At 66.0% G+C, this 13,619-nt stretch carries 13 protein-coding genes and 1 pseudogene; 11 read left to right on the top strand and 3 right to left on the bottom strand.

Annotated features, from left to right (window positions below; translation table 11 throughout):
- Positions 1-4 precede the first annotated feature (4 nt).
- Positions 5-226: a hypothetical protein gene (locus LXM88_RS29175; protein WP_034187681.1), complete on the bottom strand. Its 222-nt coding sequence runs from the start codon at positions 224-226 to the stop codon at positions 5-7.
- Positions 227-475: 249 nt separating this feature from the next.
- Here LXM88_RS29175 and LXM88_RS29170 point away from each other — a divergent pair, with 249 nt between their 5' ends.
- Positions 476-2,152, top strand: coding sequence for an alkaline phosphatase family protein (locus LXM88_RS29170; protein ID WP_262546698.1), 1,677 nt, complete (start codon positions 476-478; stop codon positions 2,150-2,152).
- Positions 2,153-2,467: 315 nt separating this feature from the next.
- On the opposite strand, the gene LXM88_RS29165 is transcribed toward LXM88_RS29170, so the two are convergent.
- Entirely contained in the window at positions 2,468-3,364 is an 897-nt protein-coding gene (locus tag LXM88_RS29165) for a LysR substrate-binding domain-containing protein (protein ID WP_262546696.1), read from the bottom strand.
- Between the two features lie 162 nt (positions 3,365-3,526).
- Between LXM88_RS29165 and LXM88_RS29160 the strand changes: the two genes are divergently transcribed.
- The 8 genes and pseudogenes from LXM88_RS29160 to LXM88_RS29125 all read left to right on the top strand — a co-directional run bounded on the left by LXM88_RS29160 (position 3,527) and on the right by LXM88_RS29125 (position 10,293).
- A complete protein-coding gene (locus LXM88_RS29160) occupies positions 3,527-4,378 on the top strand; it encodes an ABC transporter permease (protein WP_262546693.1) in 852 nt (283 codons plus the stop codon).
- A gap of 7 nt (positions 4,379-4,385) precedes the next feature.
- Positions 4,386-5,417, top strand: a complete 1,032-nt coding sequence (locus LXM88_RS29155; protein ID WP_262546689.1) for an ABC transporter ATP-binding protein — start codon at positions 4,386-4,388, stop codon at positions 5,415-5,417.
- A 36-nt stretch (positions 5,418-5,453) separates the two neighbouring features.
- A complete protein-coding gene (locus LXM88_RS29150; RefSeq protein ID WP_262546687.1) occupies positions 5,454-6,542 on the top strand; it encodes an extracellular solute-binding protein in 1,089 nt (362 codons plus the stop codon).
- A 10-nt stretch (positions 6,543-6,552) separates the two neighbouring features.
- Entirely contained in the window at positions 6,553-7,383 is an 831-nt protein-coding gene (locus tag LXM88_RS29145; RefSeq protein WP_262546684.1) for an ABC transporter permease, read from the top strand.
- Positions 7,361-7,909 (top strand): TIGR00725 family protein, encoded by a 549-nt coding sequence (locus tag LXM88_RS29140; protein WP_262546681.1) that lies wholly within the window; start codon positions 7,361-7,363, stop codon positions 7,907-7,909. Before LXM88_RS29145 ends, LXM88_RS29140 begins: the two co-directional genes overlap by 23 nt.
- Positions 7,910-7,977: 68 nt before the next feature.
- Positions 7,978-9,177, top strand: a complete 1,200-nt coding sequence (locus LXM88_RS29135) for a porin (RefSeq protein ID WP_262546678.1) — start codon at positions 7,978-7,980, stop codon at positions 9,175-9,177.
- Between the two features lie 270 nt (positions 9,178-9,447).
- Positions 9,448-9,642: pseudogene (locus LXM88_RS29130) on the top strand (YqaE/Pmp3 family membrane protein).
- A gap of 213 nt (positions 9,643-9,855) precedes the next feature.
- Positions 9,856-10,293 carry a transcriptional regulator gene (locus LXM88_RS29125; RefSeq protein ID WP_262546676.1) on the top strand — a complete coding sequence of 146 codons (438 nt, stop codon included), beginning with the start codon at positions 9,856-9,858 and terminating at the stop codon, positions 10,291-10,293.
- On the opposite strand, the gene LXM88_RS29120 is transcribed toward LXM88_RS29125, so the two are convergent.
- Complete coding sequence (locus tag LXM88_RS29120; RefSeq protein ID WP_262546673.1) at positions 10,271-10,588, bottom strand: LysR family transcriptional regulator; 318 nt, start codon at positions 10,586-10,588, stop codon at positions 10,271-10,273. The two genes, LXM88_RS29125 and LXM88_RS29120, sit on opposite strands and share 23 nt — an antisense overlap.
- Between LXM88_RS29120 and LXM88_RS29115 the strand changes: the two genes are divergently transcribed.
- On the top strand, positions 10,575-10,961 hold the full coding sequence (locus LXM88_RS29115; RefSeq protein WP_318654712.1) for an ISAs1 family transposase: 387 nt from the start codon (positions 10,575-10,577) through the stop codon (positions 10,959-10,961). The genes LXM88_RS29120 and LXM88_RS29115 overlap by 14 nt on opposite strands.
- 124 nt (positions 10,962-11,085) lie before the next feature.
- Positions 11,086-13,617, top strand: coding sequence for a type VI secretion system Vgr family protein (locus tag LXM88_RS29110; protein WP_262546672.1), 2,532 nt, complete (start codon positions 11,086-11,088; stop codon positions 13,615-13,617).
- Positions 13,618-13,619 lie beyond the last annotated feature (2 nt).

The following is a 13,619-nucleotide window of genomic DNA, read 5'->3' as shown; positions in this document are numbered from 1 at the left end:
TTTTTCAGCGCGCGGCGATCGCCGGTTCGCGCTTGTCCAGTTCCTTCCTCGCGGCCAGCGGCAGACGCGCGTCGTCCCACTGCGTCAGCCATTCGACTTCCTTCGCGGTGAACACCTGTCCGTAATTGCGCAGCGCGTACTGCAGCGCGTCGACGACGTGATGGCGAATGATTTCGGGGGTGCGTGCATCGTCCAGCACGAACCGGAGAGCTTCCAGGGTCGACATAGTCGTGCTCCGGGTCAGGGAAAACCCTTTATCACACGCCAATAGTCGCGGGCCAAGCCGAAAAAAAATTCGCCGTACGGGCCGGCGCACGGAGCGGAACGCAATGCGACCGTTTCATGTCACTTGCGTTTGGTTACGTTTGACAGAGAACAGAAAGCCTCGCTTCATCCGACCGCCGCACGATCCGGCGATATTTTGCGCGCCTGATGGCAAGTCACGCAGTTCAACATCAATCGATGAGGTGGGGTGATGATTTCGTTTTTCGGTAAGCAGCGGAAAATGGCGACGGTGGTGGCGGGCGCGCTGGCGCTCGCAAGCGTGGGCGCGCACGCGGCGCAGCAGGACGGCAACAGCCAGGGCGAGGAGCGCGGCAATGCGCACCGTGTCGTGAAGCACGTGCTGCTGATCAGCGTCGACGGCCTGCACGAACAGGATCTCGCGCGCTGCATCGGCGCGAACACGTGCCCGAACATCGCGGTGCTCGCCAAGAGCGGCGTGACGTACACGAACGCGTACACGCCCGGCCTGTCGGATTCGTTCCCGGGCCTCGCGGCGCTCGTGACGGGCGGCTCGCCGAAGACGGCCGGCCTGTTCTACGACGTGTCGTACGACCGCAACCTGTATGCGCCGAGCGATACGACGTGTTCGGGCAAGCAGGGCTGGAACGTCGTGTTCGACGAAACGACCGGCATCGACGCGATCAACGGCGGCGCGCTCGTGCACCTGGACGGCGGCGGCGCATTCAACCCGCAGGCGATCCCGCATGCGAAGGTCAATGGCCAGTGCGTGCCGGTCTATCCGCACAACTACCTGAAGACCAACACGGTGTTCGAAGCCGTGAAGGCCGGCGTGCCGAATGCGCACACCGCGTGGGCCGACAAGCATGCATGGGGTTACGACTGGCTGAACGGCCCGTCGGGCACCGGCGTCGACGACCTGATGCGCACCGAGATCAACTCGATCGACCCGGCGACGAACACCGCCTACACGGACGTCTATTCGCACACCGCGCGCTTCGACAACCTGCACGTGCAGGCGCTGATCAACCAGATCGAAGGCCGCGATTCGACGGGCACGAAGAGCGCGCCGGTGCCGACGCTGTTCGGCGCCAACTTCCAGACGCTGAGCGTCGCGCAGAAGTCGCCGGTCGCGAAGGGCGGCGGGTATCTCGACGCGGACTTCACGCCGAACGGTCAGGTCGCGAACGCGATCACGTATGTCGACAACTCGATCGGCCATGTCGTCGCGGCGCTGAAGCAGGCCAACCTGTATACGTCGACGGCCGTGATCGTGACGGCGAAGCACGGCCAGTCGCCGACCGACCACACGAAGCTCGTGAAGAACGGCGACACGCTGTCGAAGCTGCTCGAAGCGAACAACTACCTCGACCCGAACGGCAACTTCGGCCAGAACAACACGACGACGGGCAACCCGAACGACGGGTCGGGCCTGGTCGGCACGGGCTTCGTGCAGACCGACGACGTCGGCCTGATCTGGCTGCGCGACCGCAGCCAGCGCACGGCCGTCGTGCAGACGCTGAAGGCGAACCTGGGCTGCAACGCGCCGGGGATCTGCGCGGACGGCTCGCAGGCCTACATCCTGTACGGCGCGGCGCTCGCCGACCGCTTCGGCGATCCGGCCAACGGCCGCACGCCGGACATCATCGTCCAGCCGAATCCGGGCGTGATCTACACGTCGAGCACGAAGAAGGACGAGGAGCACGGCGGCAACGCACCGGACGACAGCCACCTCGGCCTGCTCGTGTCGTATCCGGGCATCCATCGCGCGCGCACCGTGAACGATCTGGTCGGCACGAAGCAGGTCGCGCCGACGATCCTCGAGCTGCTCGGCGCCGATCCGCGCCTGCTGCATGCGGTCGTGGCCGAGAACACGCGCGTGCTGCCGGGGCTCGGTATCGGGCGTTGAGCGTGACGGGCGGCGCGGCGCCGCGCTACCGGCGTTGCCATGCCGCCCGAACCTGTCCGGTTATGCCGCCCGGGCTTGCCCGGTCGCATGCCGTTCGAGCCTGTCCGGCTTTGCCGCCCGGGCTTGCCCGGTCCCATGCCGCCCGAGCCTGTCCGGCTTTGCCGCCCGGGCTTGCCCGGTCGCATGCCGTTCGAGCCTGTCCGGCTTTGCCGCCCGGGCTTGCCCGGTCCCATGCCGTTCGAGCCTGTCCGGTTTTGCCGCCCGGGCTTGCCCGGTCCCATGCCGTTCGAGCCTGTCCGGCTTTGCCGGACAGGCTCATCCGTTCGCGCATTCGTCGAGCATCCATTCCCGGAAGCGCCGCAACGCCGCGCTCGTCTCCAGGCGCTCCGGCGCGTAGCACAGGTAGTGCCCTTGCGCGTCGACGTCGACGGGGGCGTCGAACGGTTCGACGAGCGCGCCGCTCGCGAGCGCGTCGACGATCAGGAAGCGCGGCACGAGCGCGAGCCCGAGCCCGGCCTGCGCGGCCTGGATCAGCACCGAATACTGTTCGAAGCGCGGCCCCGCCAGCGCATTCATGTGGGCCGCGCGATGGCGCTCCGCCCACATGGACCACGCGATTTCCGCCTGCTCGTGCACGAGCCGCGGCGCGGATGCCGCGTCGGCGGGCGTGCGCAGCGCATGCCGCGTCGCGAATTCACCGGAACAGACCGGCACGAACGTATGGCCGTCCAGATAATCGCAGCGGACGCCTTCCCATGCGCCGTCGCCATAGCGGATCGCCGCGTCGAGTCCGAACGGGAACACGTCGCCGTGAGCCAGATGGCGGCGAAAACTCAGCGTGACGCCCGGCGCGGCGGCCAGAAAGCGCGCGAGCCGCGGCACCAGCCACTTCGTCGTGAAGGTCGGCACGCTCGCGATCGTCAGCAGATCGCTGTTCTCGCGCGCGCTCAGCAATTCGATCGACGCGTTGCCGATCTCGCGCAGCGGGCCGATCACGCGCGCGTGATAGACCTGTCCGGCCCGCGTGAGCGCGAGATTGCGTCCCTCGCGCACGAACAGCTTGACGCCGAACAGCGCCTCGAGATTCGCGATCTGCCGGCTGACCGCGCTCGGCGTCAGGCCGAGCTCGCGGGCCGCATACGAGAAGTTCAGGTACTTCACGGAACTCGCGAACGCGTGCAGCTCCGCGATGTTGGGAAACAGGTGCTTCACGGCGAACTATTCCTTGCGCGCACAGATCGATGCGGGCGTTGTACGTTTTTTTCATGACGATGCCATGTCGGATCCGCACACTGCGTCCGTCACGACCATGCATGTCGGCCCTGTCCGGCGGGCGTTGCGTGCCCCATTCCGTGTCCGCCAGCGAGTCTCGCCATGCATCCGCCATCCGCTCCGGCCCTTGCCGAAGCTATTCCGATTCGTCGTAACAAACGGCCGCACGCGATGGCGGGACGCCTGCTGCTGCAGGCATTCGTCGCGGCCTTCGCGCTGTACCTCGCGTTGCCGATCGCGCTGCTGCTGATCGGCTCGGTCGGCCAGTCGTGGACGAACACGCTGCTGCCGTCCGGCATCACGTCGCACTGGTTCGCCGATCTGGCCGCGAATCGCAGTTTTACCCGCGCATTCGGCGTGAGCCTCGTCGTCGCGCTCGCGTGCTGTGTGATCAACGCCGTGCTGGCGCTGCCGCTCGCGTATGCGCTGCATCACCGCGCACTGGCCGGCCGCGGCTTCGCGGCGCGCGTCGTGATGCTGATGCCGATCGCGGTGCCGGCGCTGACGCTCGGGTTCGGCTACATCGCGATCTTCAGCGGCGATGCGCTGCCGTGGCTCGGCACGCTGCCGCTGATGATCGCCGCGCATGCGGTGCTGACGCTGCCGTACCTGCTGCAGACGCTGCTGAGCGACCTGCGGCACCTGGGCCTCGCCCATCTCGAGGCGTGTGCGGCGACGCTCGGCGCGACGCCGCTGCGCCAGTTCTTCACGATCGTGGTGCCGAACCTGCGGCACAGCCTGTTTTCCGGCCTCGTGATGGTTGCCGCGCTGTCGATCGGCGAATTCCAGATCTCGAACCTGATCGCGGGCTTCCGCTATCGCAACTATCCGATCGTGCTGCTGCAGGCGTTCTACGGCGCGTCGGGGATGGCCTGTGCGGCGACCGTCGTGCTGCTCGTCCTCGCCGTGCTGGCAACGCTCGCATCCGTCTTCACCGTGCAACGACTGAAGTGAAACCGTCATGAGTCTCGATTTCGAAAACGTCAGCTTTCAGTATCCGGGCGCCCGTCACGGCGTCGACGCGGTCACGCTGTCCGCGGCCCAGGGCGAACTGCTCGCCGTGATGGGCCGCAGCGGCTCCGGCAAATCGACGCTGCTGCGCCTCGCCGCCGGGTTGCTCGACGGCTACCGCGGCCGCATTGCGATCGTGGGCCGCGACATGGCCGGCGTGCCGGTATGGCAGCGCGAGATCGGGATGGTGTTCCAGCACTACGCGCTGTTTCCGAACCTGTCGGTCGTCGACAACGTCGGCTATGGCCTGAAGATGCGCGGCATGACGGCGGCACTGCGCCGCCGCCGCGCGCTCGAGATGCTCGAACGCGTCGGCCTCGCCGCGCAGGCCGACCGCAGTACGGCGCTGCTGTCCGGCGGCCAGCAGCAGCGCGTCGCGCTGGCCCGCGCGCTCGTGATCGAACCGAAGCTGTTGCTGCTCGACGAGCCGCTTGCCGCGCTCGATGCGGGCATTCGCCACCAGTTGCGCGACGAGATCCGCGCGCTGCAGCGCGCCTGCGGCGCGACGACGCTGCTCGTCACGCACGACCAGGACGAGGCGCTCAGCATGGCCGATCGCGTGGCGATCGTCGACGGTGGACGCATGTTGCAGGCCGGCACGCCGCGCGACCTGTACGAGCGTCCGGCGACCGCGCAGGTCGCCCGCTTCGTCGGCCATTCGACGCTGCTGCGCGGCCGCGTGCTCGCGTTCGGCGCGGTCGACGTGCGGTTCACCACGCTGTGCGCGGATACGGGGGCGCACCGGCCGGGTGACTCGGTCGACGTGCTGATCCGGCCGGAACACGTGCAGCCCGATCCGCCCGAATACGTCGCGAACCGCATCGACGGCCGGGTCGGCGAGGTGCGCTATTTCGGCGCGACGCAGCGCTTCGACTTCGTGCCGGCCGGTGCGACCGACGCGCTGCTCGGCGAAGGGCGCGCGCTTCCCGCGCGCTGCGTGTCGATCGAGCCGCGCCACCTGCTCGTGCTGCCCGCCGCGTAAGCGCGGGCGACCCCATTCATTCAACGGAGAATCACGATGTCTGCACGCCGTCATTTCCTTCATGCGACGCGCCGCCGCCTGCTGGCGCTCTGCGCGTTCGCGACCCTCGCGCCGGCGCTGGCCCATGCCGCGCCGCTGTATCCCGGCGAGGACGCGCTGTACGAGAAGGCCGCCGACGAAGGGCTCGTCGTGTCGTTCGACACGGGCCCGGAATGGGCGAACTGGAAGTCGCTGTTCGCCGAATTCCGCAAGCGCTACCCGAAGGTCGAGATCACGTACAACGACATCGGCTCGGCGGCCACGGTCGTCGCGCTCGACAAGTCGCGACGCCGCCCGCAGGCCGACACCGCGTACTACTTCGCGGCGTCGGCGCTCGATGCGACGGCCAAGGACGTCGTCGCGCCGTTCAAGCCGGTCAATTTCGACAAGCTGCCGCAGGTGTTCCGCGCGGCCGACGGCCGCTGGTTCGCCGTGCACTCGCTGAACATCGCATTGCTCGTCAACCGGAAGCTCGTGAAGAACGTGCCGCAGCGCTGGTCTGACCTGCTGAAGCCCGAGTATCGCAATGCAGTCGTCTATCTCGACCCGCGTTCGACCGGGCAGGGGCAGGTCGCCGTGTTCGCTGCCGCCTATGCGAACGGCGGCAGCGTCGACAACCCGAAGCCGGGCGCGGAGTTCTTCGGCAAGCTGAAGCAGGCGGGCAACGTGCTGCGCGTCGAGGGGACGACGCCGTACGCGAAGTTCGTCAAGGGCGAGATTCCGATCCTGATCGGCTACGAGAACGACGGGCTCAAGGCCAAGTACACGGACGGCATGGGCGACGCGGCCGAAGTCGTGATTCCGCAGGACGGCAGCGTATCGGCGCCGTACGCGATGAGTCTCGTGAAGAACGGTCCGAACCCGGCCGCCGCGCAGTTGTGGCTCAACCTCGTGATGAGCGATGTCGGCCAGGCGCTGTTCGCGCAGGGCTACGTGCGCCCGGCCGTACCCGGCACGCCGGTCGCGCAGGAGGTCGCCGCGAAGCTGCCGAACGCGCCGCAGGTGCGTCCGCTCGACGTCGCGAAGGCCGCGACACGCAAGGCCGAGGTCGACCAGCTGTGGTCGCAGGCCACGCTCGGCAAGTAAGGGGCGCACGATGCGGGTCTCTTCCATGCAGCGCGGCGTGCTGCGCCGCTACGGCGCGGTGCCGGCGGCCGGGCTGTTCGCGGTGTGCTTCGCGCTGCCGCTCGCCGCGCTCGTCGGCGCCGCGTTCGACGGCGGCGGTCATGCGTTCGCCGCGGTATTCGGCGATCCGCTCGTCGCCGACGCAATCGTGCGTTCGCTGGCACTCGCGATCGCCGCCGGCACGCTGTCCGTCGCGGTCGGCGTGCCGGTCGCGTTCGTGCTGGCCGGGCAGTCGCCGGCGCGCCGGCGCTGGTCGCTCGCGCTGCTCGGCGTGCCGCTTGCGTTCTCCGGCCTCTTGATCGCCTACGGCTTCATCCTCGTGTTCGGCCGCGCCGGTTTCGTGACGACGCTGCTGGCGTCGCTCGGCGCGGACCCGACCGTGGTCGGCGGCGCGATCTACACGATGCCGGGGCTCGCGTTCGCGTACGCGTACTACCTGATCCCGCGCGTCGCGCTGATCCTCTACCCGGCGCTCGCGAATCTCGACCGGCGGCCGCTCGAGGCGGCGCTGACGCTCGGCGCGCGGCCGTGGCGCGCGTGGTTCGACGTCGCGTGGCGCGAGCTGTGGCCGTCGATCGCGTCGGCATGGTGCCTCGTCAGCGCGATCGCGCTCGGCACGTACGGCACGGCGCTCGCGCTGGCCGGCACGCAGATCAACATCCTGCCGCTGCTGATGTACCTGAAGCTGTCCGACGGACAGACCGATTTCTCGCAGGCCGCCGTGCTGTCCATCGTGCTGACGGCGCTCTGCACCTGTGTTCTTGCATTGGGGGAAGGACTTGCACGGCAACGACATCATTGAATGGTCGAACCAGGCGCGCGACGCGCTGGCACAACTCGCGCAACGGCAGCGCGGCGCGACCCGGCACCGGATGCCGGTCGGCGTGATCGGCCCGCGCGATGCGACGGACGCCCAGCTCGCGATCGCCGAGCGGATCGCGCACGGGCTCGCGGCGGCGGGCGTCGCGATCGTCGGCGGCGGCAAGCAGGGCGTAATGGAGTCCGCCGCGCGCGGCGCGCAGGCGGCGGGCGGATGCGTGATCGGGTTGCTGCCCGAGGACGATGCACAGCACGCGAATCCGTACCTGACCGTCGCGCTGCCGACCGGGCTCGGCATCACGCGCAACGCGCTGATCGCGCGCGCGTCGCTGTGCCTGGTCGCGGTCGGCGGCGGCCTCGGCACGCTGTCCGAAATCGCGCTCGGGCTGCAATGGGGCAAGCCGGTGTTCGCGATTTGCGACGCGCCGCAGGTGGCGGGCGTCGAGAACTTCGACGAAGCGGACCTGCTCGTCGCGCGGGTCGCGCAGTGGCTGTCCGGTTCGGCGTAGGTCGGCATTCCGGGTAACCGGATGCATCGTCTCGGTTGGTATCGACTGAATAAATAGGAATCCTCTACATGAAGAAGATCACTTTTGCGCTTTGCGTTGCCGGCGGCTTCTGCACGGCGGCGCATGCGCAAGGCACCGTCACGCTCTACGGGATCGTCGACGCGGGTTTGGGGTACACGAGCAACCAGCGCGTCGCGACGAGCAAGGGGGCGCCCGGTGCGCCGGTCGCGTATCGCGGCGCGTCGAGCTACAGTTTCGCGAGCGGTACGTGGTCCGGCAGCCGCTGGGGGCTGAAGGGCAAGGAAGATCTCGGCGACGGGCTCGCGGCCGTCTTCCAGCTCGAGAGCGGCTTCAACATCGGCACCGGGCAGCTCGGCCAGGGCGGGCGGATGTTCGGCCGCCAGGCGTGGATGGGGCTGTCGAGCACGCGCTACGGGACGCTGACGATGGGCCGCCAGTACGATCCGATCGTCGATTTCGTCGGCTCGATCGGCCCCGGCTCGTTCCTGACCGGCATGGGTGCGCATCCGGGCGATCTCGACAACATCGACAACCAGTCGCGCGAGAACAATTCGGTCAAGTACGTGAGCCCGTCGTTGGGCGGCTTCACGTTCGGCGGGCTGTACGGTTTCGGCAACCAGGCGGGCAGCGCGAAGAACCAGAACACGTGGAGCGTCGGAGGCCAGTACGTGAACGGGCCGTTCGCGATCGGCGCGGCGTACCTGTATGCGACCAACGCATTCGGCGCGAACGGCGGCGCATGGACCGGCTCGTACGACGGTACCTTCGCGTCGTCGATCAACGAGGGCTTTGCGTCGTCGAAGAGCATGCAGATCGTCGCGGCCGCGTCGACCTACCAGATCGGCGCGGTGACGCTGGGCCTGTCGTACAGCAACACGCAGTACCGGGCGGGCGCGTTCTCGACGTTCCGGGGCAACGCGACCTACAACTCGGTCGGCGGCACGGCGTCGTGGCAGGTGTCGCCGGCGCTGCGCGTCGCGGCCGGCTACGACTTCACGCGCGGCAGTTCGGTCGGCGGGGAAGCCGCGCCGAAGTATCACCAGTTGAACCTGGCGTCGTACTACTACCTGTCGAAGCGGACCGCGCTCTACGGTCTCGTCGGCTACCAGAAGGCGAGCGGCAAGACGCTCGATCCGTACGGCAACGTCGTCGCCGCGACGGCGTCGGTCGGCGACGTCGGCAACGGCATCTCGTCCGCCGGCAACACGCAGACGCTCGTGCGGATCGGCATGCGGCATACGTTCTGACGCGGCGCGGCACTTTCTCCAGCGACTTTGACGCGGCCCTTGTGTGATGCGGGGCCGTTTTTTTGACGAATGGGCGAAGCAGAGCGTTTCGGGCGACCGATGGGAGCCGCAATGCGTTGGCGCGCCCACACGGGGTTCGCGCGATGTCTGCGGATCGCGAGACGTCAAATGTCGGCAGACGCGCGGATTGCGTGAGCGAGCTTGATTTCGACGGGGCGCAGCACCATATTGACCGGGCACAATCTTCAACAATGCAAGAAGAGGATTCTCATGCGTCTGATTCTCGCCCTGCTGGTACCGTGGCTGCAGTTCTTCACGATCGGCCGCCCGGTCGCCGGCCTGATCTGCCTGATTCTGTAACTGACGCTGATCGGCTGGATCCCCGCCGCGATCTGGTCGGTTTATGCGCTGAGTCAGTACAAGACGGATCGCAAGATCGAGGAAGCGTTGGGCGGCCGCCGCTGAGCGGGCCGGATTCGCGATGCCGTGCTTCCCGGCGTCATTCTATTTCGGCGGATTTCTATATGGATCATACGGATGAACTGACATGATTTGTATAGATTTCCAGCGAAATAAACGGTTCGGCCTTGACCCTGATGGACGTGCACACGCACCTGCGGCCGGACATTGCACGGCTTGCCGACGAATCGGCCCGACTCTGGTTCGGCCGAAGATGCAATGGACAAGCGCTACAACACGCTCTCGCGTCCCGATCAACTGGCACTGCGGCGGCAAGCGATCGACTACGTTCTTTCGCATCCCGAATGGACGCTGCGGGAATCCGTCTGTCATCTCAAACGCACGATGCGGCTGACCAGCGCGGAAATGGCGAAGCTCGCGAGCGTATCGACGAAAACGATGCAGGATACCGGGCAGGGGCGCAGCGATGGCACTGTGCAGACGATGAACCGCATCTTCGGCATGCTGGGGTTGAAGCTCGGCGTGGTGCGTCGGGCGTCGCAGCGGCTGCCGTCGTCGTCAGGCCCGGCTCGTCCGAGTCCGTCGCGAGCGACGAGCCGCCCGTTCGCGATCTCGTCCTGCACGACCGCGCGCGGCGCGAGAAAGACGCCGAGCCAGCTCTCTGCTGCCCAGATCAACAGGAAGAACTCGTCGTAGAACGGACCGCGCAATGTCTCCGTGACGGTCGCGCCCGCCTGGTGGAACCAGTATGCGGCGGCAACCATCCACGCGCGAACGACGCGGACGTATCGACATGGATCGGCTGGCCACTGGGGCCGTCGAACATTTGCCTGGTCGCCTGCGCAAGCCGCTCGAGGCAACTCGCGACGTCGACGAGATAATGCCGCGCGCGCGGCGTCAGCCGCAGCGAACGTCCGTTGCGCTCCAACAGCTTCTGGCCGAAGAACGTTTCGAGCACGCGGATCTGCTGCGCGACCGTGCTCTGGGCCACGTTCGGCTCCTCGGTGGCGAGGGTCAGGTTTGGCAGGCGTCCGGCAGGTCGAAGCTGCGCAGCGCGTTACGTGTCGAGCCTGCCTCCCGACGCCGCACGAATTGCGCGGGCCGTGCGGGCTCATTGGCGTATCGAGAACAGCATGCACTGGGTACTGGACATGGCCTTCGGTGAAGATCAGTGCGGGGTTCGCGTCGACAACGCCGCCCAGAACTTTGAGATCCTGCGCCGCATCTGCCTGACCCTGCTCAAAGTGGATACGACTACGAAGGCCGGTATCAAGAATCGACGGCCCAAAGCGGGCGTCAATGACGCTACCGTGCCGCCGTTCTCCGTTTGTGACATTTCATGCGATTGCCCGGCTTCTCGTTAAAAACTCCGCCAGATTCTGACTTGTCCGATCGACTGCGTTGAGGGCATTTGATACCGTTCCCGAGGCAATACAACACGACTCCAAAACCGCCGGGCGTTTTGCCCGATCTGATCCTGCAATGGCCATGCAGACGACTATCGAAACGATCCTGAAGCACCCGAGCGCGAGGCTTCGGCAGCTATTACGCCTGAAGGTCGCGACTACAACTCCGACGCCGGTCTCTGTCGTGAGCAGCAAGTTCTCCGCGGCATTCAACGAGCCGTTTCGATTGAGTGTCGTGGTCACGTCGGCAGACAGGCAGATCGATGGGGCGCAATGGGTCGGTCGGCGCGCGACGTTCGGAATCGAAGAAGAAGCGTCGATCCCGTCAGCTCCGGGGCTGGTCGACCCGACCGTGTCGCCGGAACTCGTCGTGCATGGTGTCGTGACGCTCTGGCGGCGCATCAAGGTGACCCGCGACGAGGCGACCTACAAGTTGCGCATCGAGCCACGAATTGCGCTGTACGACAAGGTGCATGATTCCGGCGTGTTCCGGGACAAGTCGGTCAAGGATCTGATCTCGGAATTGTTCGTTGACCGCCAGAACATCTATCCATTCGATATCGAGTTGAAGCTCGAGGAGGCGCGCGAGAAGTTCGAGCAGACGGTCATGTACGAGGAGTCGATCCTCAACTTCATCAGCCGACATTGTCGTCGCGCCGGAATTTTCTGGTACTTCAGGCACGCAGTGGAAGGCGACAGGACCCGCCGCGATACGCTCGTGTTCGGTGACAATCCACGCGCCTATGTGCGTTCGCTTGAGGTGCCGTACTTGCCATGTTCGGGGCTGAGCAACAACTGGGGTAAGGAAATCCTGAGTATCGAAGCGGTGCGTGAGCTAGTGCCGGCCTCCGTTCAGCTCTGGGAGCGCAATTACCGCTTGCCTGATGATCCGCTCGAGGCCGCCGCCGATATTGCGCGAGAGGACCGGTCTGTGTACGGGAGCATCAACCGCAGCACCGAGCACCACCGCAACGCCGACGTTGGCAAGATGCTCTCCACCGCCCGGCGGGAGGAGCAGGTTGCCCGGCAGATCACCTTCAGGGGCACCAGCAACATCGCCGGCCTGATGCCGGGAACCGTGGTGCAACTGACGAACCATAAGGTGTCGGAGGCACCTTATGGCCTCGTCATCACGAAAGTCGTAACGCGGGCGAGCCGCACCGAGCCCGCATTCAACGAATTCGAGGCGACGCCCGCGCATCTGACCTGGCGGCCCGAATATATTCCGGCCAAACATTGGCGTTGGGTGACGGGCACCATCCCGGGCGTGATCGTTTCGAACGGCAAGAGTCCCTATGCGCCGCTGGACGATCATGGCCGCTATCCGGTGCGGCCGCAATTTCTGCGCAAGCCGAGCGCGCACGGTGCGGACCTGCTGGCGCTGAGATTGATGAAGCCGTCGGCCTCGTATCGGGGCGGCTTTCATGCACCACTCATACCGGACACGTGGGTCGAGTTGCAATGCACGCATGGCGACGTCGATCGGATGTACATCGCCGGCGCCATGAACGACTTTTCGCACCCAGACCCGGTTCACGGTCTCTCGGGCTGGGACAGCCGGGCCGTCTGGCGGTCACCGCTGCTCGGCGCTGACATCCGCCTCGAAGACCGCAAGGGGCAGGAGGGCGGCAAGTTCGCGACGATCCACATGAAGTCGTCGGTTAGCCTCGGCTACCTTGTCGACAGTCAAAAGCGCAAGCGCGGAGAAGGCTTCGAAGCCTGGACCCTCGGGCATTCGGTCATTCGCGGCGTTCGCGGTGTTTTCCTGTCTGCCGACAGGCAGACTGATCCGAATGCGCTGCATCTTGAGATGCAGCCTGCAAAGCGACGGCTCGAAGCCGCGCTGTCACAGATGGAAAAGCTGTCTGAACTCGCGAATGCCGCTCACGCTTTTGCCGCCGATGTTGATCGTCAGCGACAGTTGCTGGCCGAGCGGCTCGACGAACTCAAGGAGGCCGTGCTGCTTGCGAGTGCCCCCGAAGGCATGGCGTTTACCAGCGGATCGCACTTGCAACTGGCAGCCCAGGCAAACATTGTTGCGACGGCTGGCGGCAATGCCGATTTCGGCGCCATGAAGAACATCTCGTTTGCCGCCGGTGATGGGATGTCGATGTTCGCATGGCAGGGGGCGATGAAGGTGATATCGCAAAAAGGCAAGGTACACCTGCACGCCCAAGGCAATGCGATGGAGCTCGCCGCGCACGATGCCATCCAGATTATCAGTTCGGATGGCGAAGTGCTTGTTTCGGCCAACAAGGCACTGACCCTGACCAGCGGTGGCGCCTATATCAAGCTTGACGGTGGCAACATCGAGATCGTTTGTCCCGGCGACCTCAAGCTGCGCGGTGGCTCGATATCCCGTGGTGGTGGCGGATCAATGCCCACGCCAGGTTTCTCGTTCGGTGAAGGCAAGGAACTGATGCCGCATGATCACCACTTCGTGCTGAAGAACCCGTCTACCGGCGAACCGCTGTCTGGCGTTCAGTACCGCATCCTCGAGCCTGACGGCACGATTCACAACGGCGTCACGGACGCCGTCGGCAAGACCAAGGTCATCAAGACCAGCTACGCGCAAAGCGTGTTGAAGCTGCAATTTCTGGCAAAGGACGAATAATA

The organism is Burkholderia sp. S-53 (genome assembly GCF_025560745.1).
In the GTDB taxonomy this organism is placed as follows: Bacteria; Pseudomonadota; Gammaproteobacteria; order Burkholderiales; family Burkholderiaceae; genus Burkholderia; species Burkholderia pyrrocinia.
Note: the sequence above shows the minus strand (reverse complement) of the source record. Positions and strands in the feature narration are given on the sequence as shown.

Excerpts from the sequence above, each read along its gene's own strand:
- LXM88_RS29145 (WP_262546684.1), top strand. The coding sequence starts at position 6,553 with ATGCGGGTCTCTTCCATGCAGCGCGGCGTGCTGCGCCGCTACGGCGCG.
- LXM88_RS29170 (WP_262546698.1), top strand. The coding sequence starts at position 476 with ATGATTTCGTTTTTCGGTAAGCAGCGGAAAATGGCGACGGTGGTGGCG.
- LXM88_RS29125 (WP_262546676.1), top strand. The coding sequence starts at position 9,856 with ATGGACAAGCGCTACAACACGCTCTCGCGTCCCGATCAACTGGCACTG.
- LXM88_RS29110 (WP_262546672.1), top strand. The coding sequence starts at position 11,086 with ATGCAGACGACTATCGAAACGATCCTGAAGCACCCGAGCGCGAGGCTT.
- LXM88_RS29155 (WP_262546689.1), top strand. The coding sequence starts at position 4,386 with ATGAGTCTCGATTTCGAAAACGTCAGCTTTCAGTATCCGGGCGCCCGT.
- LXM88_RS29135 (WP_262546678.1), top strand. The coding sequence starts at position 7,978 with ATGAAGAAGATCACTTTTGCGCTTTGCGTTGCCGGCGGCTTCTGCACG.
- LXM88_RS29160 (WP_262546693.1), top strand. The coding sequence starts at position 3,527 with ATGCATCCGCCATCCGCTCCGGCCCTTGCCGAAGCTATTCCGATTCGT.
- LXM88_RS29175 (WP_034187681.1), bottom strand. The coding sequence starts at position 226 with ATGTCGACCCTGGAAGCTCTCCGGTTCGTGCTGGACGATGCACGCACC.
- LXM88_RS29150 (WP_262546687.1), top strand. The coding sequence starts at position 5,454 with ATGTCTGCACGCCGTCATTTCCTTCATGCGACGCGCCGCCGCCTGCTG.